Source organism: Neorhizobium sp. NPDC001467 (genome assembly GCF_050275975.1).
In the GTDB taxonomy this organism is placed as follows: domain Bacteria; phylum Pseudomonadota; class Alphaproteobacteria; order Rhizobiales; family Rhizobiaceae; genus Neorhizobium.
On sequence record NZ_JBNNPS010000013.1, the window covers coordinates 27,164 to 48,354 of the forward strand.

Annotated in this window: 13 protein-coding genes; 6 read left to right on the forward strand and 7 right to left on the reverse strand. The window is 60.7% G+C overall.

What is annotated here, in order from left to right:
• Nucleotides 1-5: 5 nt before the first annotated feature.
• Both ACQKKX_RS19120 and ACQKKX_RS19125 read right to left on the reverse strand, forming a co-directional pair.
• Entirely contained in the window at nucleotides 6-947 is a 942-nt protein-coding gene (locus ACQKKX_RS19120) for an ABC transporter permease (RefSeq protein WP_427572940.1), read from the reverse strand.
• 85 nt (nucleotides 948-1,032) lie between these two features.
• Nucleotides 1,033-2,562, reverse strand: a complete 1,530-nt coding sequence (locus ACQKKX_RS19125; RefSeq protein ID WP_427572942.1) for an ABC transporter substrate-binding protein — start codon at nucleotides 2,560-2,562, stop codon at nucleotides 1,033-1,035.
• Nucleotides 2,563-3,035: 473 nt separating this feature from the next.
• Here ACQKKX_RS19125 and ACQKKX_RS19130 point away from each other — a divergent pair, with 473 nt between their 5' ends.
• The 6 genes from ACQKKX_RS19130 to ACQKKX_RS19155 all read left to right on the forward strand — a co-directional run bounded on the left by ACQKKX_RS19130 (nucleotide 3,036) and on the right by ACQKKX_RS19155 (nucleotide 12,089).
• A complete protein-coding gene (locus ACQKKX_RS19130; protein ID WP_427573078.1) occupies nucleotides 3,036-4,802 on the forward strand; it encodes a chloride channel protein in 1,767 nt (588 codons plus the stop codon).
• Nucleotides 4,803-4,872: 70 nt separating this feature from the next.
• On the forward strand, nucleotides 4,873-6,753 hold the full coding sequence (locus ACQKKX_RS19135; protein ID WP_427572944.1) for a glycoside hydrolase family 15 protein: 1,881 nt from the start codon (nucleotides 4,873-4,875) through the stop codon (nucleotides 6,751-6,753).
• Between the two features lie 79 nt (nucleotides 6,754-6,832).
• Nucleotides 6,833-7,720 (forward strand): helix-turn-helix domain-containing protein, encoded by an 888-nt coding sequence (locus ACQKKX_RS19140; RefSeq protein WP_427572946.1) that lies wholly within the window; start codon nucleotides 6,833-6,835, stop codon nucleotides 7,718-7,720.
• A 170-nt stretch (nucleotides 7,721-7,890) separates the two neighbouring features.
• Complete coding sequence (locus tag ACQKKX_RS19145; protein WP_427572948.1) at nucleotides 7,891-10,095, forward strand: TonB-dependent siderophore receptor; 2,205 nt, start codon at nucleotides 7,891-7,893, stop codon at nucleotides 10,093-10,095.
• Between the two features lie 87 nt (nucleotides 10,096-10,182).
• A complete protein-coding gene (locus tag ACQKKX_RS19150; RefSeq protein WP_427572950.1) occupies nucleotides 10,183-10,959 on the forward strand; it encodes an ABC transporter ATP-binding protein in 777 nt (258 codons plus the stop codon).
• 8 nt (nucleotides 10,960-10,967) lie between these two features.
• A complete protein-coding gene (locus ACQKKX_RS19155) occupies nucleotides 10,968-12,089 on the forward strand; it encodes a DUF2218 domain-containing protein (RefSeq protein ID WP_427572952.1) in 1,122 nt (373 codons plus the stop codon).
• A gap of 5 nt (nucleotides 12,090-12,094) precedes the next feature.
• On the opposite strand, the gene ACQKKX_RS19160 is transcribed toward ACQKKX_RS19155, so the two are convergent.
• From ACQKKX_RS19160 to ACQKKX_RS19180, 5 genes are all read right to left on the reverse strand, one after another.
• On the reverse strand, nucleotides 12,095-12,748 hold the full coding sequence (locus ACQKKX_RS19160) for a class I SAM-dependent methyltransferase (protein WP_427572954.1): 654 nt from the start codon (nucleotides 12,746-12,748) through the stop codon (nucleotides 12,095-12,097).
• Nucleotides 12,745-13,890, reverse strand: a complete 1,146-nt coding sequence (gene glf / locus ACQKKX_RS19165) for a UDP-galactopyranose mutase (RefSeq protein WP_427572956.1) — start codon at nucleotides 13,888-13,890, stop codon at nucleotides 12,745-12,747. Before glf ends, ACQKKX_RS19160 begins: the two co-directional genes overlap by 4 nt.
• Nucleotides 13,891-14,032: 142 nt before the next feature.
• A complete protein-coding gene (locus ACQKKX_RS19170; protein ID WP_427572958.1) occupies nucleotides 14,033-18,217 on the reverse strand; it encodes a hypothetical protein in 4,185 nt (1,394 codons plus the stop codon).
• Nucleotides 18,218-18,571: 354 nt separating this feature from the next.
• A complete protein-coding gene (locus ACQKKX_RS19175) occupies nucleotides 18,572-19,936 on the reverse strand; it encodes a hypothetical protein (RefSeq protein ID WP_427572959.1) in 1,365 nt (454 codons plus the stop codon).
• A gap of 88 nt (nucleotides 19,937-20,024) precedes the next feature.
• The gene (locus ACQKKX_RS19180; RefSeq protein WP_427572961.1) at nucleotides 20,025-21,032 is read right to left on the reverse strand and encodes an NAD-dependent epimerase; all 1,008 of its coding nucleotides are present in this window, start codon (nucleotides 21,030-21,032) and stop codon (nucleotides 20,025-20,027) included.
• Nucleotides 21,033-21,191 lie beyond the last annotated feature (159 nt).

Genomic DNA, 21,191 nt, shown 5'->3' on the forward strand with positions numbered 1-21,191 from the left:
CCCCCTTAGTAACGCACGCGGGGATCGATCAGCAGATAGAGCATATCGATCGCGAAGTTGATGAGAACGTAGAGCGCGGCAATCACGAGCAGCGCTCCCTGAATGACCGGATAGTCACGCCGCAGCACGGCAGAGACCACAAGGCTGCCGACGCCCGGAAGACCGAACACGGTTTCGGTGACGACGGCTCCCGAGATCAGCACGGCGGCGGTGAGGCCGATAACGGTGAGGATCGGGATCAGCGCGTTCTTGAGCGCATGTTTCATGATCACCCGGCGCTCGACCAGGCCTTTCGCACGGGCGGTGCGGATATAGTCGTCACCCAGCACGTCGAGCATGGAGGCACGGGTAAACCGCAGGATCAGCGCCGAGGAAACGATGCCGAGTGCGAAGGCGGGCAGCGTCAGATGATACATGCGGTCCATGAAGGTGGAGCCCGGCCCACCGTAACCCGAGACCGGAAAGATGTTCAGCCGCACGGCAAAAAACTGCATCAGGATCAGGCCGAGCCAAAAGCTCGGGATGCTGGCGGCCAGCATGGCGATTGTGGTCGCCGCCTGATCCACGAAGGAACCACGACGATAGGCGGCATAAATGCCGATCGGCAGCGCGATGACCGTGGCAATCGCCAGCGAGAAAACGGTGAGGAAAAACGTCGGTTCGGCGCGATCCAGCAGCGCCGATGTGACCGGCATGTTCAAAAAGATCGACTGGCCGAGATCGCCCTTCAGCATCTGGCCGATGTAATAGAAATATTGGACAGCCAGAGACTGGTCGAGGCCCAATTGGGCGCGCAGGTCGGCAATGTCGGCGGCGGAGGCATCCGGTCCGAGCATGACGGCGGCCGGATCACCGGGCGTGACGCGCACGATGACAAAAACGATCGTGACGACGAGAAACATCACGACGATCATGCCGGCCAGGCGCTGGAGAATATAACGGATCATGGAATTCTCTTCTCATGCCTCGCAAGAGGGCACATTTCGAATCCGGGGCCGCCGCCAGGGCGACCACCGGGCTCCCCGAAAAGGATCACTTCTTGATCGAAGCATTCCAGAAGTATGGCCACGGGGCCGCCTCGACGCCTTCGATCGTCTTCTTCTTGGCGGCGACGGCATTGAAATCGCCGATCTTTATGTAAGGGATTTCCTCATACATGGCCTTTTGCACATCGGCCCACAAAGCCAGACGCTTGTCCGGATCGGATTCGGCCGAAAAGGCTTCGACCGTCTGCTTGCGCAACGGCGTGTCCCACCAGCCCGGTGAGGACGGCGCAAGCGAGCCGATCAAAGCCGGCTCGGGCAGGAACGGGCTGTGGGTGATGTAAATATCCCAAAGCCCCTTGTCGGCGCGGCGCTGGGTGAGCGTTGCCCAGTCCACCACCTGCATGTCGACCTTGAAGCCGGCGAGCTTCAGATATTCTGCCGCCACCTGCGCCATCTTGTAGTGGAATTCGTACTGGCGGCTGGTGAGGATGCGGATCGGCTTTTCGCCATCGTAACCGGCAGCCTTTGCCGCTTCGGCGGCGCCTTCCGGATCGGCGACATTGTAATTGCCCTCGACGCCGGCGTCCGAGCTCCAGACAAAGTTCTTCGGATAGATATTGCCGTCGAGCGCATAGAAATCGGTGCTTCCGAAGGCGGCGGCCATCATGTCTTCCATGCTGAGCGCCTGGCGGATCGCCTTGCGGATGGCGACATCCTTGGCGAGACCTTCGGCCGTGTTGAACACGAAGACCGGATAGCCGAACGGCTTCAAAACGACAGGCTCAGTCGTCGAAGAGCCTTCCACGCGCGAGAAGGATTCCACCGGCAACTGGTCGATATAATCATACTGACCGGAAACGGCTGCCTCGACGCGGGTATTGGCATCCGGAACCGGCACGAAACGGATCTCGTCGAGATACTGGTGACGCGCACCGCCGTAGCCGTCGGCCTCGCCCTCGCGGGACTTGTAGCCATCGAAACGGGTGAGCTGGATATACTGGTCGGCCTTGCGCTCCTTCAGCATATAGGGACCCGTGCCGACGAATTCCTTCATCTGCTCGTCCTGCTTTTCGGCAGGCAGAATGATCGCGGCGGAATTGTTGAAGGCAAGCAGCGACACGAGCGGCGCATAGGGCTGCTTCAGCGCGATCGTCACGGTCGAGGCATCGGTCGCCTCGATTTTGTCGATGAACGAAGCCGCCTGCTTTCCGCGCGCCGCCACCTTTACCCAGCGATTGAGCGAGGCGACGACATCGTCGGACGCCATGTCGGAACCATCATGAAACTTGATGCCGGACCGCAGCTTGATCGTGTAGGTTTTGCCGTCGGCGCTGATCTCTGGCAGGCTTTCGGCCAGAAGAGGCACCGTCTTCCAGCCCTTGTCGAAGGTGTAGAGGGTTTCGAAGAAATGCTGGGTCACGATGCCGACGAGGTCGGCTGTCGAGGCCATCGGGTCGAGCGTCGGCGGCTCGCCGATCGTCGCCACATTGATGACGCCGCCCTTGTCCTGGGCGATGAGCAGCGATGGTGTTGCGACCAACGCCGTGGCAACGAGGAATGCAAGCTTCAGTTTCATGCGAAAGCTCCCGTTTGGTGTTTGTTCCATTATTATGTTATGTGCATTTTTATAAGAGAATAACGCAAGCAAGCGGGCTGTCAATCCTGCCGCCTTTCCGTGATGTCGCACAATCATCTCGGGCGCGGCTGAGAATCCAGCGCGTCATTTGCCCTATTGGCACGTGTTCGGGGTTGAAAACTGCAGGGATGGCCTAAGTCCTGCATCGAGCCAGTCGGCAGACGGTGTAAGACCCGTGTCGCATCCGCATTCAATGGGCATAGCCCCAGGTTATCGCAATGACGCCGCCGCCCCAGTCACAGGCCGATCCTGAGCCAAAGTCCCAGGCCAAGCCCCCCGAAACTCTTGAGGGACCGGAACCGGCAAGGGAGCAGGCCCAGTCCACGTCCGGCCCGGGGTCCGGCTCGGGCGCAGCGCCAGAGGACGAAAAACCCTCACGCGGCAAAACCGTTCTGGCAAAAGCATGGCTGCGCATGCGTCGGGGATGGCGCGCGCTTGCGGGTATCGAGTTGCGTGTCCTCGTGCGCCGCAACGAATGGGGCATCACCCTCATTGCCGCGGTGATCGGTGTCATGTCCGGCCTGATCGTGACGGCGATGAACCTTGCCGCCGCAGCCATGCACCAGCGCATATTCGGCATCGGCAGCAACGAGCGGCTCAGCTCCTCAAATATCGCCGATACGTTCATACTGCTCGCGGCACCGATCGTCGGCGGTATCATTCTCGGGATCACGCTGCTGGTTCTGGCCCGTTTCCGCAAACGTCCACTGGTCGACCCGATCGAGGCCAATGCCCTGCATGGTGGCAAGCTGTCGCTGACCGACAGTTTCATCATCGTCTACCAGAACCTCGTGTCCAACGGTTTCGGTGCATCGGTCGGTCTGGAGGCCGGCTATACCCAGCTCGCCGCCGGCTTTGCCTCGAAGATCGGCACGAAATTGTCGCTGCGTCGCGCCGATATGCGCATCCTCGTGGGTTGCGGTGCTGCGGGGGCCATTTCCGCCGCCTTCAACGCTCCGCTGACCGGCGCCTTCTACGCCTTCGAGCTGGTCATCGGCTCCTATACGACGGCCTCACTCGCACCGGTCGTCGTGTCCGCGCTGGTCGCCACGCTGGTCGCCCGCCATTTCATCGATATCAGCTTCATCGTCGAGATGGGCATGCTGCAAAGCGTGACGCCCGGCGATTTCGTGCCCGCCATCCTTCTGGGCGCGTGCTGTGCCGGCGTCGGCATCGTCCTCATGAAAGGCGTCGCCACGATCGAGGAGCTTTCCCGCAAGAGCGCCATTCCATCATGGCTGCGCCCCGCGCTGGGCGGCATCGTCGTTGGCCTGTTCGCGATGATCTCGCCGCAGGTCATGTCCGGCGGCCACGGCGCGCTGCATCTCAACCTTGCCCATGACGTTGCCCTGCCCGTCCTGATCGGCATCTTTCTGATGAAGGCCGCGACATCGGCCGTTTCAATTGGCGCCGGCTTCCGTGGCGGTCTGTTTTTCGCTTCGCTCTTCCTGGGCGCGCTGCTCGGCAAGATCTTCGCGTTTTCCGCGGCCGGCTTGGGTCTCGTCCTGTTGGCACCGGTCGTGCTGGCCATCGTCGGCATGAGCGCGCTTGCCGTCGCCATTATCGGCGGACCGCTGACCATGACATTCCTGGCACTGGAACTGACCGGCGATTTTCCGATCACCGCGCTGGTTCTGGCCGCCGTCATCACCTCGTCGCTGATCGTGCGCACCACCTTCGGCTATTCCTTCGCCACATGGCGTTTCCACCTGCGCGGTGAAAGCATCCGCAGCGCCCACGATGTGGGCTGGATCCGCAATCTCACCGTCGGGCGGATGATGCGCTCCGACGTCAAGACGGCGCCCGCGACCATGTCGCTCGGCGAGTTCCGGCGCGATTTTCCGCTCGGCGCCGCCCAGCGCGTCATCCTCACCGACGAGAGCGGAAGATATGCCGGCATGGTCCTCGTGCCGGAAGTGCACGGCGCGCTTACCGATGCCGATGACCAGAACGATAGTCTTGAAAAATACGTCCGCTTCAAGAACGACGTGTTGCAGACGCAGATGAACGCCAAGCAGGCGGCCGGAATTTTCGAAAAGACGCAAAGCGAAGCGCTTGCCGTCATCGACAACATGATCGAGCGCAAGGTGGTGGGCCAGCTCAGTGAAAGCCACACCCTGCGTCGCTATTCGGAAGAACTGGAGCTGCGACGTCGCGAAATGGTCGGCGATTCGATCTGATTTTCGAGCCTTGCTCGGTTTGCAACCGATCCTGTCTCCCCGCGTTTGTCGTCAAAAGAAAGGCAGGCGCATGCAGCGGATCGATGACGAAGGCGGCAGGACGCAGGCCGCAGAGGCGGAACGGGCATCCCGGCATACGCCGGACATTCCCCGTCCGATTTCCGCGCATGGCATCATCGGCAACCTGAAGACGACCGCCCTTGTGGCGACCGATGGCACGATCGATTTCCTCTGTTGGCCAAATCTGGACAGCCCCAGCGTGTTTTGCGCCCTGCTCGATCCCGAGCGCGGCGGCGGTTTCGAACTCGCCCCGCTCATCCCCGACGCCCGTCCCATCCAGATGTACATCCCCGACACCAACGTGCTGCTGACGCGCTGGCTGGGCGAGACGGGCAGTGCCGAAATCGTGGACCTGATGCCGTTCCTGTCGCAGGATAGCCAGATCGGCGGCCGGCTGATCCGGCGCCTCAAGGTCACGCGCGGCCGGACAAAGGCCCGACTGCGCCTGTGGCCGCGCAGCGATTATGCCCGCAACATCCCGCGCATAGACCAGCAGGACGGGTTTGTTTTCCTGAGCGACGAGAACGGACTTCAATTGCGGCTGCAGACCGACATCCCGCTCGAAGTGGCAGATGGCGAATTGACGGCGCAGATCGATCTCAAGGCTGGCGATCAGATCGATTTCGTGCTCGACGACCTCACATGCGAAGAGGCAAGGAACAGGCGGATCACCGCAGACGAGATCACCGGGGAGATCAAGAGCACCATCCGTGAATGGCAACAATGGGCCGGGCATTCCAGCTATCGCGGCCGCTGGCGGGAAGCGGTCAATCGCTCGGCGCTGACGCTGAAGCTGCTGACCTCGAAACAGTACGGGTCGATTGCCGCCGCCGCCACATTCGGCCTGCCCGAAGCGCCGGGCGGCAGCCGCAACTGGGATTATCGCGCCAGCTGGATCCGCGACGCATCCTTCACCGTCTACGCCCTGATGCGGCTCGGTTATCAGGAAGAGGCGACGGCCTTCACCAAATGGGTGGCCGAGCGCGCCGACATTTCCGACCGAGGCCGGCTGGAGATCATGTACAAGCTTGACGGAAGCAGCCAGGTGCAGGAGACCGATCTCGACCATCTGGCCGGCTATGGCGGCGCCCAGCCCGTGCGCGCCGGCAACAGCGCCGCCACGCAATTGCAGCTCGATATCTATGGCGAACTGCTCGACAGCATTTATATCGCCAACAAATACGGCGAGGCGATTTCCCATCGCGACTGGCTCGGCATTTGCGACGTGGTGGATCATGTCTGCGAAATCTGGCAGAAGCCCGATGCCGGGATATGGGAAATCCGCCGCGAGGATCGCGAGCACCTGCATTCGCGGCTGATGTGCTGGGTCGCTGTCGATCGGGCCATCCGGCTGGCGCAGAAACGCTCGCTGGCCGCCCCTTTCGCTCGCTGGATCGAGGCCAGAAACGCCATCAATAAGGATATCTGGGAGAATTTCTGGAACGAAGAGCGCCAGCATTTCGTCAAGGCGAAGGGCACGACCGAAGTGGACGGCGCGATCCTGATGATGCCGCTGGTGCGCTTCATCAGCGCCACCGACCCCGCCTGGCTGTCTACGCTCGACGTGATCGGCGAACAGCTGGCCGATGACAGCCTTGTCATGCGCTACAAGGATGCCGACGGGCTGGCGGGGGACGAAGGGTCGTTTGCCACCTGCTCATTCTGGTATGTGGAGTGCCTGGCCCGCGCCGGCCGGTTGCCGGAAGCCCGTTTCAATTTCGAAAAGCTTCTCATGCTGGGCAATCACCTCGGGCTTTATGCGGAGGAATTCGATTGCAAGGGCAATTTCCTCGGCAATTTCCCCCAGGCCTTCACCCATCTGGCACTCATCAGCGCCGCCTTCTACCTCGATCGGGCGCTGGACGGCCGCTATGGGCAGTGGCGGGCGTAAGGCCGCGCGAAGGACAATTGCCAGCGTCAAAAATACTTGATAACCAAGGGAAGGATTAACGAGAGCGCCGGCGAGGGCGATGACTTTCCAGCCGAGAATGCATAACAGGATCGAAGGCTTTGCCGTCGGCAGTCTGCATCGTCGCGCCTGGAACGGCATCGTTGTCGATCTGTGGGATGTAGAATGCGGCGCTTATGCCGGCGGCCATTACGTCGCCCGTGATCCGCGCCTCTTCATCCTGCTCGATCACAGCGGCGACGGACGTCCGGTGATCAAGCGCTCGCCTGGCGAAATCGGCGGCCGGCAGGACAGCCGTGTCAGCCCGATTTCCTATGTGCCGGCCGGCATGGAATTGTGGGTCGATATCACGGGCGTCCAGACCCTTCGTCATCTCGACCTGCATTTCGACGCGACGAGTATCGGGCGCCGGCTGATGGAGGAGATCGATCCGGATCGCCTCAACCATCCGAACCTTCTGTTTGCCGATCCGGGCATCGTGCGGCTTGCCGAACTGATCGCAAAGGAGATCGCCGACCCGGCCCCGTTGCATGACCTCTACGGCGACAGCCTGTGCCTGGCGCTGATCGTCTCGGCTTTGAAAATCGAAAAGACCAGCGCCCGCAAGCGCAGCGCCCTTGCTCCATGGCAATTGCGCCGCGCCGCCGAATTCCTCGAAGCCCATTGCCTGCGCAATATTCGACTGGAGGAACTGGCGGAGCTTACCGGCCTGTCGCAATCGCATTTCAGCCATTCGTTCAAGGCCTCGACCGGCATGGCGCCGCATCAGTGGCAGATGAAGGCGCGGCTGGACCGGGCAAAAACCCTTCTGACCGGATCCGCGCAATCGCTGACCGCGGTTGCCGCCGAAACCGGCTTTGCCGACCAGGCGCATTTCACCCGCGTCTTCCGCCAGCAGATCGGCACCACGCCGGCACGCTGGAGGCGGGCGCAGAAATGCGACGGCTGACAAGACGGCAACACAGTGGACGCTTTTGTGCACACCGTTCAAAATTGCCCAAAAAGCTTCAATTTTCCCCGATCGCAGCAATCCGCCTCCGATAATTTGAATTAGATGCTCAAGTTAACAAGGGTTCTGCACGGGCCCTTGAGGGGTTTTGACGGCGTTGAGGGGTTCATATGCGCAAGCACCGTAAATTTGAGACCATGGGGCTGAAGGCGTCGGTTGCGGCAGTCGCAATGCTGGCGGCCTTGCCGGTCATGGCGCAGGATGTGACACAGCTGCAGACGATCGAAGTCCAGGGCCAGGGCGAGGGTACCGGCACCGGCCCGGTCAGGGGTTATGTCGCGAAAGCCTCGAACGCGGGCTCGAAAACCGACACGCCGATCAACGAAATTCCGCAATCCGTCTCGGTCGTCGGTCGCGAGGAATTCGACGATCGTGGTGTCGTTAACAAGATCGACGAGGCGCTGCGCTATACGCCCGGTGTGTTTGCTGAGCCTTTCGGTTCCGATCCGGATACCGACTGGGTCTATATCCGCGGCTTCGATGCCACTCAGACCGGCGTCTTCTACGATGGTCTCAACCTTTTCAGCTATGGGTTCGGCGGCTTTCAGGTCGATCCGTTCATGCTGGAGCGCGTGGACGTCCTGAAGGGGCCCTCCTCCGTGCTTTACGGCGGCTCCAACCCTGGTGGCCTGGTCAACTACATCCGCAAGCGTCCGACCGACGAGCCCTACTATTATACCGAAACCGGCATTAACAATAACGGCAACGCCTTCTTCGGCTTTGATGTCTCCGACAGCGTCGGCGCCAGCGAAACCATGAAATACCGTGTCACCGGCAAGATCGCAGGCGGCGACAACTATTCGGATTTCAGTCACGATTTCCGCGGTTTCATCATGCCGCAAATGGAGATCGCGCCGGACGACGCCACCAAGCTGACCATCTGGGGTTCGTTCTTCGGCCTCGATCAGTTGCATACCGGCAACGGCTTCTTCCCCTATGTCGGAACTGTCGTCGATGCGCCGTTCGGCAAGATCCCGCGTGACGGCTTCTACGGCGAGCCCGGCATCGATGAGGGCGTCACCAATCAGGAAATGATCGGCTACGAACTCGAGCACACGTTCGACAACGGCTGGAAGGTCTCGCAGAACGTCCGCTACGGACATCTCTACAAGCACGAGAATTCGCCCTATATCTTCGGCTATCAGGACCCCTCGGACCCGCAATACGGTTCGCTGACCAATCCGGTTGCTCCGAATTACGAGTTCCACCGTCTCGGCTTCAACCACACGTCCAAGGTTCATACCTTCAACGCGGATAATCGTCTTGAAGGCGAGTTTGAAACCGGCGGCCTGCAGCATGACGTCCTGTTCGGCGTCGATTACAAGTATTTCGAGCTGTTCAACTTCCAGGCGTCCACGACTGCGACCCCGATCAGCGCCACGAACCCTGTTTACGGAGCGCCGCAGCCGGCCAACGCCTCCTATTCCAACCAGACGATCACCCAGCAGCAGATCGGCTTTTATGCGCAGGATCAGATCCATTTCGGCGACGGCTGGTTGTTGACCGCAAACGGACGTTACGATTTCGTCCACACCGACACCCATAACGGCCCGACCTTCTGGTCTGCGGCGTCGTCGGACTATGATTACAACAAGGGTGCGCTCAGCGGCAGGCTTGGGCTCGCCTACGAGTTCGAGAACGGCGTGACGCCTTATGCAACGGTCGGCACGTTCTTTGCCCCGGTCATCGCCACCAACTCGACGCCAAACACCAAGCCGGAAGAGGGTGAACAGTACGAGGTTGGCGTCAAGTACGAGCCGACTTTCGTCGAGGGCATGCTGACCGCATCGCTCTTCCACATCAACAAGAGGAACATGACGGTTACCGGACCGGACGCGACAGGCATCTCGGTGACACGACAGTTCGGCGAAGTCGAATCCCGCGGCTTCGAGTTGGAAGGCAAGGTCAATATCGACGAGAACTGGAAGGTTCTGGCGGCGCTCTCCTATACCGATCTGGAAATCACCAGGGATCTGGCGGTCGGCAATATCGGCAAATCGCCAGTCTTGATCCCCAACACGCAGGCATCGCTCTGGGTCGATTACGGCGTCACGACCGGCACTCTGGAAGGGCTGAGCCTGGGCGGCGGCGTGCGTTACCAGTCCAGCAGCTGGGTGGATACCGCCAACACGTTGAAAGTGCCGGATGCCACGCTGTTCGACGCGGCCGTCCGCTACGGCAAGAACGAGTGGGAGGCATCACTCAACGTCTCCAACCTGTTCGACAAGGACTATGTGCGCGCTTGCAACGGCGTATCGGGTTGCGGCTACGGAGACGCCCGCACCATCACTTTCAAGCTGAGCAAGACCTGGTAAGTTGACATTGCAAGAAAGGTTTTGCAGGAAAACGGGGCGGAGGGTAAATCACCTTCCGCCCTTTGCGTTTCGGCTCGGAGTTTCCGCTTGAACCAGTTCCTGTCCCTTTCCGGCATTCGCTACAGCGCCACCGGCAAGGATATCCTGCACGATATCGACCTGTCGCTCGAGCCGGGCCATGTCTATGGTCTTGTCGGGCCGAACGGTTCGGGCAAGAGCACGCTGTTGAAGATCATCGCCCGGCAGATCGGCGCCACCGCCGGCGACATCCGCTGGGATGGCCGGGCGTCGGGTCAGTGGGGTAGCCGCGAATTTGCCCGCCATCTTGCCTATATGCCGCAATTCACGCCGCAGACCGACGGCATGACGGTACGCGAACTGGTGGCGCTTGGCCGCTTTCCCTGGCATGGCGCGCTTGGCCGTTTCACCGCGGCCGATCGCGACAAGGTCGAGGAGGCGCTGGAGCGTACCGACCTGCTGCGCTTTGCGGATCGGCTTGTCGACAGCATGTCGGGCGGCGAGCGTCAGCGGGCGTGGATCGCCATGATGCTGGCGCAGGATGCCCGCTACCTCTTGCTGGACGAGCCGACCTCGGCGCTCGACCTGTCGCATCAGGCAAGCGTCCTGTCGCTCGTGCACGCGCTGTGCCATGAACGGGGCCTGACCGTCATCGTCGTCCTGCACGACATCAATCTGGCCGCCCGCTATTGCGACCGCATGGTGGCGCTCGGCAACGGTCGGATCGTTGCCCGCGGCAACCCGTCCGACATCGTGCGCACCGATATGCTGCAGACGATCTTCGGCATCGACATGGGCGTGTTCATGCATCCGGTTCGCCAGGAACCGGTCAGCTATCTTCTCTGAGGTCCGTCATGACTTCGACCCCTTCTCCTCTTTCGAAAGCACCCGCCGCGATGATGACCGAACATTTCACTCTTTCGGGCACTGCCGTTCCGGTCGATACCCACCGCATGCTGGACGAGATCTGCGACCATTTCATCGAACACGCGGAGGTCTATCGCCGTGATGGCGGGGCGCGGCTTGAGACCATCATCGGCAATGCCGAGATCGACATCGTCGAGAACGCTTTGAAAATCGAGCTGGTCTGCCCGATGTCGAAATTCATTCCTTCGGCGCGCAGCATGATCGCCGAACACCTGTTCGAATTCGCCGGCGACGAACCGCTGGAATTGACCTGGTCGGAAGAGCCGAACCCGCATTTCCTACCCAATTTTCGCGAGGCAACGGTGATCCGCACCGCCGAGGTGACGCCGCATATGCGCCGCGTCACCGTCGCCTGCCGTAATGTCGAGCAGTTCGTGGATGCCGGCATGCATATCCGCCTGATGATACCGCAGGGTTCCGGCCGCCATGATGGCGTCCCGTCCTGGCCTGGCATGTTGCCGGACGGCCGCGTCGACTGGCCCGACGAGGCGGACATGGCCGTGCGCATCTACACGATCCGCAGCGTCGATCTGAAGCGCGGCCTGCTGGACATTGACTTCGTTCTGCATGACGCAGCCGAAGGCGAGGCAATGCCCGGCGCCGAGTTCGCACTGGAAGCCAAGCCCGGCGATGTCATCGGCATCATGGGTCCCGGTGGCGACGGTGCGGCCCATGACGGTCCGCTCCTCATCTTCGGCGACGAGTCGGCGCTGCCCGCCATTGGCCGGATGGCCGACGAAGCCATGCCGACAGCGACGATCCGCGCCTTCATCGAGATCGACGGTCCGGCCGACGAACAGAAGCTCACCTCGAAGGCGGCGCTCGACATCACCTGGCTGCACCGCAATGGCGCCAAGGCGGGGACGATGCGCCTCTTGGAACCGTGCCTGCGGGAAGCCGTAGAGACCGCGGTCCCCGGCACCTATATCTGGAGCGCCTGCGAAAAGGCCGAGGCCCGTGCCATGCGCGATTTCCTGAAGGCACGTGGTCATGACCGCAAGCAGATGAGCATCAGCGCCTATTGGCAAAAGCCGAAAATCAAGGCCTGACCTGTTCAGGCCAGGCAGAACACGCCGGCCTTAGCCCCGACCGATCCGAAATCCGGCACGTCGCGGCTGTCGATGAGCAGCAGTCGCTCCCGCGGCAGGTGGGCACGAAAAGGGTCGCCGATCAGCACCTGCAGTCCGACTGATCGGCAGGCGGAAAGCCATGACCATGCCCTTTCGGCGGTTCCCCGATCGTAAAACAGGTCACCGACCAGGACCACGTCCACATCGGCCGGCGGCGCGCCCGCCAACAGGTCGCCGGCAAGCGTTTCGACGGAAACGCCGTTGAGGGCGGCATTGAGCCGGGTGGCGGTCAGCGCATTGGCATCGATATCGGAGGCGATAACCCGCGCGGCACCGGCCTTTGCCGCCGCGATGCCGACCAGACCCGATCCGCAGCCGAGATCGAGAACCCGCCGGCCGGCCACATGGTGGCGCTCATCCAGCACGAAGCACGCCAGCACCGTGCCGCCGGCCCAGCCATAGGCCCAGTAGGGCGGCACATCCGTCGCTTCCCCGCCTTCGAGCAGACGGCCGAGGCGGCTGCCCGGATGCGCGGTGTAAAGGCGGATATCCGTCACGAGCGGCGCGGGTTCGACGCGCAGATGGCGGCGAATGAAAGCTTCGGGATCGATCCCCGGTTGGGCGGACCTTTCGCTCATCGCAGCTTCGGCCTGACCTCCTTCTCGAAGGATTTGAGCGCCGCAGCGATCGCCTGGTGCATGTCGAGATAGCGGTAGGTGCCAAGCCGACCGCCGAAGATCACGTTGGTCTGCCGATCCGCCAGCGCCTTATAGGCAAGGTAGGTCCGTTTATCCTGCGCCGTATCGATCGGGTAATAGGGCTCGTCGGAGCGGCCGGCAAAACGCGAGAACTCTTTCACGATCACGGTCTTTTCCGTCTGGTAGTGCCGTTCCGGGTTGAAGTGGCGAAATTCTAGGATGCGTGTGAAAGGCACGTCCTCGTCGGCGTAGTTCATCACCGCCGTGCCCTGGAAATCACCAATGGGCAGAACCTCCTGAGCAAAGTCGATCGTGCGCCATTTGAGTTCACCGGCGCAATAATCGAAATAGCGGTCGATCGGGCCGGTATAGACCACCGGTACGTGATCGGGGATTTGGCCCCTCACATCGAAATAATCCACGCCGAGCCGGGTCTCGATCAGCGGATTGCCCAGCATGCGCTCGAAAATCGCCGTGTAGCCGTCCACCGGCAGCCCCTCGTAAGGATCGTTGAAATAGCGGTTGTCGAACGTGTAGCGCATCGGCAGGCGGGTGATGATGCTTTCCGGCAGTTCGCGCGGATCGGTCTGCCACTGTTTTGCCGTGTAACCGCGAATGAAGGCTTCGTAGAGAGGCCGGCCGATCAGCGAAATCGCCTTTTCCTCGAGATTTTGCGGCTCGCGGCCAGCAAGTTCCGCCGCCTGTTCCGCGACCAGCGCCCGCGCCTCGTCGGGGCTCATATGCCTGCCGAAAAACTGGCAGATGGTGCTCAAATTGATCGGCATGGCATAAACTTGGCCCTGATGGGTGGAGAACACCCGGTGCCGGTAATCCGTGAACTGCGTGAAGCGGTTGAGATAATCCCACACCGCCCGGTTCGGCGTATGAAACAGGTGTGCGCCGTATTTATGCACCTCGATGCCGGTTTCGCGGTCATTTTCGCTATAGGCATTGCCGCCGATATGGCGACGGCGATCGATCAGCAGAACGCGCTTGCCAAGCTCGTTGGCGACGCGCTCGGCAATCGTGGCGCCGAAAAAGCCGGCACCGACGATGATGATGTCATGGTTCGAAAAGCTCATGGTCCCACCCGCCTTGACTGCGGGCGACCATAAGGGCGGAGAAGCCCATGGCAAGCCGCACTTCGCCGTCCTGAACATCATGAACAGAAAACCCGCCGCCACAGAGGTGGCGACGGGTCCGGATGTCGTGCCTTCAACGGGATCAGCTGAAGACGAAATAGTCGTGATGATGCTCCAGCGCAGAAACCGTTGACTGCTTGATCAGGATCGAGTTCTGGTCGTTGAAGGTGATCAGAACATCATTGCCCTGCTGCGTCATGTTGAGATCCTCGAAACTCGAGGCCCAACTGCTGTCGATATCGATATAATCAGGGCCGCTGGCATCATTGTTGAAGTTGAACACCGTGTCCTTGCCGCCTTCATAGAGCATCTTTCCGTCGCTGGTGGTGCGGAAATAGAAGGTGTCGTTGCCGACACTGCCATCCAGCGTCTGCCCGTCGGCATAGGCATAGAGATCGTGACGGCCGTCCACATGCGCGATGTCGCGCGACAGGATCGTGCCCCCGGCACTCATGTGGTCGCTCCAGATATCGCCCGTGCCATCCTGCTTGTAGGCATGCACGATGCGCGAACCATCGGCCTCGATCTCCGACTTGTAAAGAAGCGTGCCCTTGGCATCATAGGTGCTGACATCCTTCGACCCGTCAGAGAAGCGCTGCTCCCGGTAATCGTAGGAGCCATCCGCGTGAAAACGGTCGATCGCCGTGATGTTGCCGCTGGCATCGGTAGACTGATGTTCGGTCACATAGGTCTTGCCGGCGATCTTGTAGGCCCAGTTGTCCATCGTGCCGTCGGCATTCTTGATGTTCTGCTTCATCAACTCGCCGCCGACATAGGTTTTGTTGGATGCGCTGCCGTCGGTGTTGAGCACATAGTCGGTCAGCATCACGCCGGCCTTGTCATAGGTCGTCGTCTGCTTGTCGCCCAGATGACCAACATAGCTGTAGCCGGTGCGGATGCCATCCGTGTAGGTCGTGGTGAACAGGTCCCCATCCGGCTCCTTGACCATTTTGGAGACCATGTCGCCACTGGCCACATCGTATTTCAGCGTCGTATTGGTGCCGTCGGGCGCGACCGTTACGTCGTTCTGCAGCCGGCCCGCGGTGTCGTAATACATGTATTCGCGCGTACCGTCGGTGGAGCGGACCTCGCGATAATCATAGGTGCTGTCCGTGTGCAGCCGCTCGATCAGCAGGATATTGCCGGCCGCATCGTTCTTCTGGTGAACGGTGACATAGGTCTGGCCCTTGATATTGTAGGACCAGTTGTCCAGCGTGCCGTCGATATTCTGGGTGTTCACCTTTGTCAGCACACCGCCGACATAGGTCTTGTTGGTGGCGCTGCCATCGGCATTGGCGATATAGTCGGTGAGCATGATGCCGGTCTTGGCATCGTAGGTGATCGTCTGCTTCCAGCCCTCATGGCTGGTGGCGACATAAAGCGTGCGCACACCATTGACATAGGTGCTCGTAAACAGGTCCCCATCCGGCTCCTTGACCATTTTCGAAATCACGCTGCCGCTGGCCGGATCATATTTGAACGTGGTGTTGGTGCCGTCAGCCGCCACCTGCACGTCGTTCAGAACGCGTCCCGCTGCATCGTAGTAGAGGAACTGTTTGGCGCCGTCAGCCGTGCGGATTTCCCGGTAGTCGTAGGTGCCGTCCTTGTGCAGGCGTTCGATCAGCGTGACATTGCCCTGGGCATCGCTCTTCTGGTGGATGGTCACATAGGTCTGGCCGGTAATGTTGTAGTTCCAGCTGTCATAGGTCCCATCGGCATTCTGGCTGTTCTGCTTAGTCAGAACGCCGCCGACATAGGTCTTGTTGACGGCACTGCCATCGGCATTGAGCCGGTAATCCACCAGAATGACGCCGGTCTTGGCATCGTAGGTGATCTGCTGCTTCCAGCCCTCATGGCTGGTAACGGCGTAAAGCGTGCGCACGCCATTGGTGTATTGCGAGGTCAAGACGTCGCCATCGGTTTCCTTGACCACCTTGGAAATGATCTGCTCGGTGGCGGGGTTGTAGGTGAAGGTCGTGTTGGTGCCATCCGAGGCCACCTGCACATCCGTCACCAGCTTGCCGGCAGCGTTGTAATAGAAGAACTCCTTGGAGCCATCCGCCGCGCGCACCTCGCGATATTCATGGGTACCATCGGCGCGAAGACGCTCGATCAGGGTAATGTTGCCCGCCGCATCATTCTTCTGGTGGATCGTCTCATAGGCCTGGCCCTTGATGTTGTAGGACCAGTTGTCATAGGTGCCGTCGGCATTCTTGGTATTGAGCTTCATCAGCACGCCGCCGACATAGGTCTTGTTGGCGGCACTGCCGTCCGATTGAAGGACGTAATCAGTCAGCATCTGACCGGTCGTGGCGTCATAGGTGATCTGCTGTTTCCAGCCCTCGTGGCTGGTCACTGCGTAAACCGTGCGCACGCCATTGGTATATTGCGTGGTGAAGATATCGCCATCGGCCTCCTTCACCATCTTCGTCACCAGATTGCCGGTTGCCGGATCATAGGTCAGCGTCGCGTTGGTGCCATCAATAGTCACCGTCACGTCGTTGAGCAGCTTGCCGGCGGCGTCGTAATACATGTATTCCCGGGTGCCGTCGGCCGAGCGGATCTCCCGATAATCGAACGAGCCATCGCCATGCAGGCGTTCGAGCAGCGTGATATTGCCGTTGACATCGAATTTCTGGTGGATGGTCTCATAGGACTGTCCGGTAATATGGTAGTTCCAGGTCTCGTGGGAGCCGTCATTGTAATAGACGACCTTGCTGACCGGAATGCCGCCATCGATGCCGTAATCGGTGGTCAGCGTCAGGTTGCCGGCCGCGTCGAATTCCTGAACCTTCGTCCACTGCGCTTCGCCATAGGTGACCGAAAAGGAAAAGCCGCCCGCGATCTTGGCAAGCAGCGGACCGTAATTGGCGATCATGTAGGCCATCGTCTCGACGGATGAGACGGCGAGCACATTGCCATCGGTCAGCGTGATGGTCTGCAGGCCCTGCGCATCGTCGAGAGTATGCATCTGCGACACGAATTCGGCAGCCGTCATGCTCAGGGCGGGATCGACAGTGATGACCGGCTCATGCACGGCTTCAGTGGCGCCGACCTCGATAATGAGGGGACTGTCGCTGAGCGGGATCGTGAAGGAGCTGACATTGCGATAGACGGCGATCGGCGTCAGGCCCTGCATCGGGTCATAGACGCGGATGACGCTTTCGGTGCGGCCGAGATTGACCGTGACGGTCTGCGGCGGATTGACGATGTCGGTATCGGTGACGTCGTTGAAGACGGGCGCATCGCGCCAGACGACCAGGTCATAGACGCCGCCGGATTTTTCCATCAGCATCGAATGTGTGTCGGCGGGCGCGCCGGTCAGCGAATAGTCGACGTCGATAATGCCGTCGGCCGTGCCGTCGTCGCCGAAGCTCAGAATGGTGGTGAGATTGTGAAGCGCGATCGCCGCTTCCTTCGGCGTGCCATCCTGTTCGAAAAGGCCGAAATAGACTTCCTTTTCGCCGCGCGGCCGGCTCGCCTCGTTGTCGAACAGTTCGTAGATATAGGTTTCCGACGCGCCGTTCTCGTAGGACAGAAGCAGGTCGGAGAGCAGCAGCTTTGCCTGCGCCGTCTCGCTCGTGCCGATGCCGGGCTCGGTCTTCAGCGTCGTATGCCCCGTCTCTGTCACGATCAGCCGGTCTCCGACCGAAGCGCCCTGCGCGAGGCCCAGCGTGTATTCAACCTGGCTGTCGGCGTCCTTGCCGGTATGCGTGTAGGTATGGGCGTTGGCCGCATCGGAATACTGACCCAGATCGCCGAGCTTGGCGTAGTCGGCGAGATTATCATAGGCCAGGCTGAGGTTGATGACGGTGATGCCGGCAAGATCCGGCTCCGCCTTGACCGCTGTGTACAGCGCTTTCTGGAAAGCGATGGCGGCATCGAGCCCGACCTGACCGTTGAAGCTGACGCTGTTGACATTGGCTTCGTTGACACCCTCGATGGCAATCACCGAGCCGGGATGCTTGGCGATGAAGGCCTTGAGCGCGATGATGTGCCCCTCGATCCCCGCCTCGCCCTTGGCCGGCAGGGTGTAGGTGACGCGGAAATCGAACTGGATGCCGGCATTTGCCATGGCGTCGATGACCGGCGAGGCCTTGCCATGCTCGGCAAAGGAATCGCGTACCTTGCTGATCCCCAGATAGTCGAGGCTCTCCAGGATCAGGCTCGAATTCTTGTAGCCGTCGCTATAGGTCGATCCCTTGGTATTGATACCAATGGAGTTCACGAAGGTCGACGCATTCACCACTGTCCGATTATCCGACATCATTTATCCCCGTTCGGTCATCTACAAAAACATGAAACTCTCAATCGTCCCCTGTGGGACTGCATGGCATTTCCTGGATCAGAGCCTGATCGCCTTTCGGACGACCACGTCCGAAACTCATGACCGCGCCCGGCAGGCACGGCGTTTCGGCCGGGGTTGCGACAGGCAAACCCGCACGGCCTTCTGCAAATGGTCCGGCCTTGAAGCCGGTGCGCGAGGATCCGAAGATTGCTCGCGCCTATCCTCCCGGTGAATGCGTCCGGCTGGGCGAAACAATGTTCGCCTTCTCTAGCCGGTTCGGTCGGCCTTGTGCCGCCGTCATCGTCAACCCGGTCCAACCCGGGGCAAAACGTCTTACCTTATCGAAATATCTGCTGAAAAATGGGTATCGGCATGCTTTGAGAGTTCCACCAGCACCGGTGTCGCTCCAACATCAAGCCTGCCGTCACTGGCAAGCGGTCGATCCGTGCACAAGCCTTGCGCCTTCGCCACCGAACCGGACGGCATGGACATCTGCGCGCGAATGTCCGCGCGCGTCGTCCAGGCTGCGAGCGTCACGCCCTCGTCTTTCTCCATCGCCAGGACGAAGACGTCAGGCATCGGGCGGCTCAGGTGAAAGGCCCTGGCATCCTTGACCAGCCGGATCACTTCGCGCACCGCGCAGGCAGCGGGTTTCGGCTTGTAATCGTAATCGAAGAGGCCGAAATTGGCCTCCAGGTCGTTCATGTCGCGGCCCTGGTCCTTCAGCTGATAGACCCAGGCCCCTTTCATCCAGGGCGTGGCTGCAGACCACAACAGGAACTGGGCGATATTATCGGCCTGTGTTTGGGCGTCGATCACACAGGGCTGCTTGGCCGTAGGCCAGCCGAACTCCGTCACCGCTATCGGAACCGGCCCGCCCTGCCCCTGCGAAAGCGCCGTCTGCAGGCTCTCCAGCCGGTCGACCAGTTCCGTCGCATTGCGCTTTGTCTCGTCCGGCTCGCAATGGTTATACATATGCACCGACAGACCTGCGGGGGCCGCCAGCGCACCGCCATCGACGATTGCGCGCGTCCACTGCCAGCCGCTGTCGACACCGACGGCGCCAACCAGAAGCGGTGCGCCGGGCGCAGCTTCCGCCACAGCGGGAACCACGGCCTTGATCAAGGCGGTGTAATGCGCCGCCGCCCGCGGATCGTCCGGCTTTCCCGGCCCTACCAGAAACGGCAGCGAAAACCGCGCCGTCAGGTTCCACTCGTTCCAGATCTCGTAGATCGGATCGAACGGTTCGGCGGCCGCCGCTGCTCGGGCGGAAAAATCGGCAAATGCCCTGCGCCCCGTTTCCGTGATCGGCGGATCGCCCTCGGCCACCTGCGGATTGCCATGGCCGAGGATGAGCAACGGACGCGCCGGCCGCAGCTTCATGAAGTCGAACAGTTGCCGTGGCTCCGGCCGGCCGCGTCTTGCCCCCGCCTGGTCGAAAGCGGGCCAGGCAAGATCGTCACGGTAGGAGCCGAAACCCATGTCCCTGATCAGGGCCGCGGATTTCTCCGCGACATAATTGTATTCGCCGCCAATGCCGAAATGCACGCCGACGCCGATCACCAGAGGCTCCGGCCGAACAACGAGGTTCGCCCGGTCGAGGGAGACGGAAACGCTTTCGGCAGAGACCGCGACACCCGTATGCAGCACCGCCAAGGCCGTGACCGCGATGCGCAATGTCGTCACTGTCTTCCGCATCCAGCGCTCCTCAAAGCCGTCAGATCAGCGTCAGGCGTGTGCCTGCTATCTGCAACATCCGGCAAAAGTGTGACGTTGTCACGAATTTTTAGCTGTAAAATTCCTTGTACCATTCCGCGAACCGGCGCACGCCGTAATCGAGTTCCAGCTCCGGCTTGAATTTCGTCAGCGCCACCAGGAGATCCGGGGCGGCATAGGTGCGCGGCACGTCACCCTTCTGCATCGGCAGCATGTTACGGATCGCCGGCTTGCCCATGGCTTCCTCGATCGTCTCGACGAAGCGCATCAGTTCCACCGGCTGGCCGCCGCCGATATTGACGACGCGGAACGGCGCATGCGCCGACAGCGTATCCGTGACCGTTTCGGAGACGACGCGGCTTTCTTCAGATGGCGGCACCGCCATCAGCCGCACGATACCTTCGACGAGGTCATCGATATAGGTGAAGTCGCGGCTCATCTTGCCTTCGCCGTAGATATCGATCGGACGATCGTTGCGGATGGCATCGACGAACTTGAACAGCGCCATATCGGGGCGGCCCCATGGGCCATAGACCGTGAAGAAACGGAAGGCCGTGGTCGGCACCTTGAACAGATGCGCGTAGCTGTGCGCCATCAGCTCCATCGACTTCTTGGTCGCGGCATAGATGGTCATCTGTTCGTCGGCCTTGTCGCTTTCGGCAAACGGTATCTTTTCGTTGGCGCCGTAGACGGACGAGGTCGAGGCCAGAAGCAGGTGCTTCGGCTGGATCTGTCGGGCAAGCTCGATGACGTTGAACGAGCCGACAAGATTGGAATCCACGTAGGAACGCGGGTTTTCGAGGCTGTAGCGAACGCCGGCCTGAGCTGCGAGATGGACGATCACGTCCGGTTCGGCAAGCTCGGCCGCCTTATCCAGCGCATCCTTGTCTTCCAGCTGCGCCACGACCGCCTTGAAGCCGTTGGATCGCGACAGGATCTCGTGGCGCTTCTCTTTCAGCCTGGTATCGTAATACTGCGTCATGCCGTCGAAACCGACGACGAAATGGCCCTCGTCGAGCAGCCGCTTGGCCAGATGGAAACCGATAAAGCCCGCAGTGCCGGTAATGAGATAGCGCATGTTTACCCTTTCGCGCGATGTGGGGTCGAAACGACCCCCACCAGGTTGATCTGGCTGCCGCCGCAATGGGTCGTCTGACGGTCAGCTAAAACGTACATCAATGATTCAAGCCCTGTCTACCGCAGTGCAGCATAAATCTGCGCAACTGTCATTTTTCGA

What these genes read in the sequence shown, in the direction of transcription:
- ACQKKX_RS19120 (WP_427572940.1), bottom strand. Translation starts at nt 947, where the DNA reads ATGATCCGTTATATTCTCCAGCGCCTGGCCGGCATGATCGTCGTGATG.
- ACQKKX_RS19125 (WP_427572942.1), bottom strand. Translation starts at nt 2,562, where the DNA reads ATGAAACTGAAGCTTGCATTCCTCGTTGCCACGGCGTTGGTCGCAACA.
- ACQKKX_RS19130 (WP_427573078.1), top strand. Translation starts at nt 3,036, where the DNA reads ATGCGTCGGGGATGGCGCGCGCTTGCGGGTATCGAGTTGCGTGTCCTC.
- ACQKKX_RS19135 (WP_427572944.1), top strand. Translation starts at nt 4,873, where the DNA reads ATGCAGCGGATCGATGACGAAGGCGGCAGGACGCAGGCCGCAGAGGCG.
- ACQKKX_RS19140 (WP_427572946.1), top strand. Translation starts at nt 6,833, where the DNA reads ATGACTTTCCAGCCGAGAATGCATAACAGGATCGAAGGCTTTGCCGTC.
- ACQKKX_RS19145 (WP_427572948.1), top strand. Translation starts at nt 7,891, where the DNA reads ATGCGCAAGCACCGTAAATTTGAGACCATGGGGCTGAAGGCGTCGGTT.
- ACQKKX_RS19155 (WP_427572952.1), top strand. Translation starts at nt 10,968, where the DNA reads ATGACTTCGACCCCTTCTCCTCTTTCGAAAGCACCCGCCGCGATGATG.
- ACQKKX_RS19160 (WP_427572954.1), bottom strand. Translation starts at nt 12,748, where the DNA reads ATGAGCGAAAGGTCCGCCCAACCGGGGATCGATCCCGAAGCTTTCATT.
- glf (WP_427572956.1), bottom strand. Translation starts at nt 13,890, where the DNA reads ATGAGCTTTTCGAACCATGACATCATCATCGTCGGTGCCGGCTTTTTC.
- ACQKKX_RS19170 (WP_427572958.1), bottom strand. Translation starts at nt 18,217, where the DNA reads ATGTCGGATAATCGGACAGTGGTGAATGCGTCGACCTTCGTGAACTCC.
- ACQKKX_RS19175 (WP_427572959.1), bottom strand. Translation starts at nt 19,936, where the DNA reads ATGCGGAAGACAGTGACGACATTGCGCATCGCGGTCACGGCCTTGGCG.
- ACQKKX_RS19180 (WP_427572961.1), bottom strand. Translation starts at nt 21,032, where the DNA reads ATGCGCTATCTCATTACCGGCACTGCGGGCTTTATCGGTTTCCATCTG.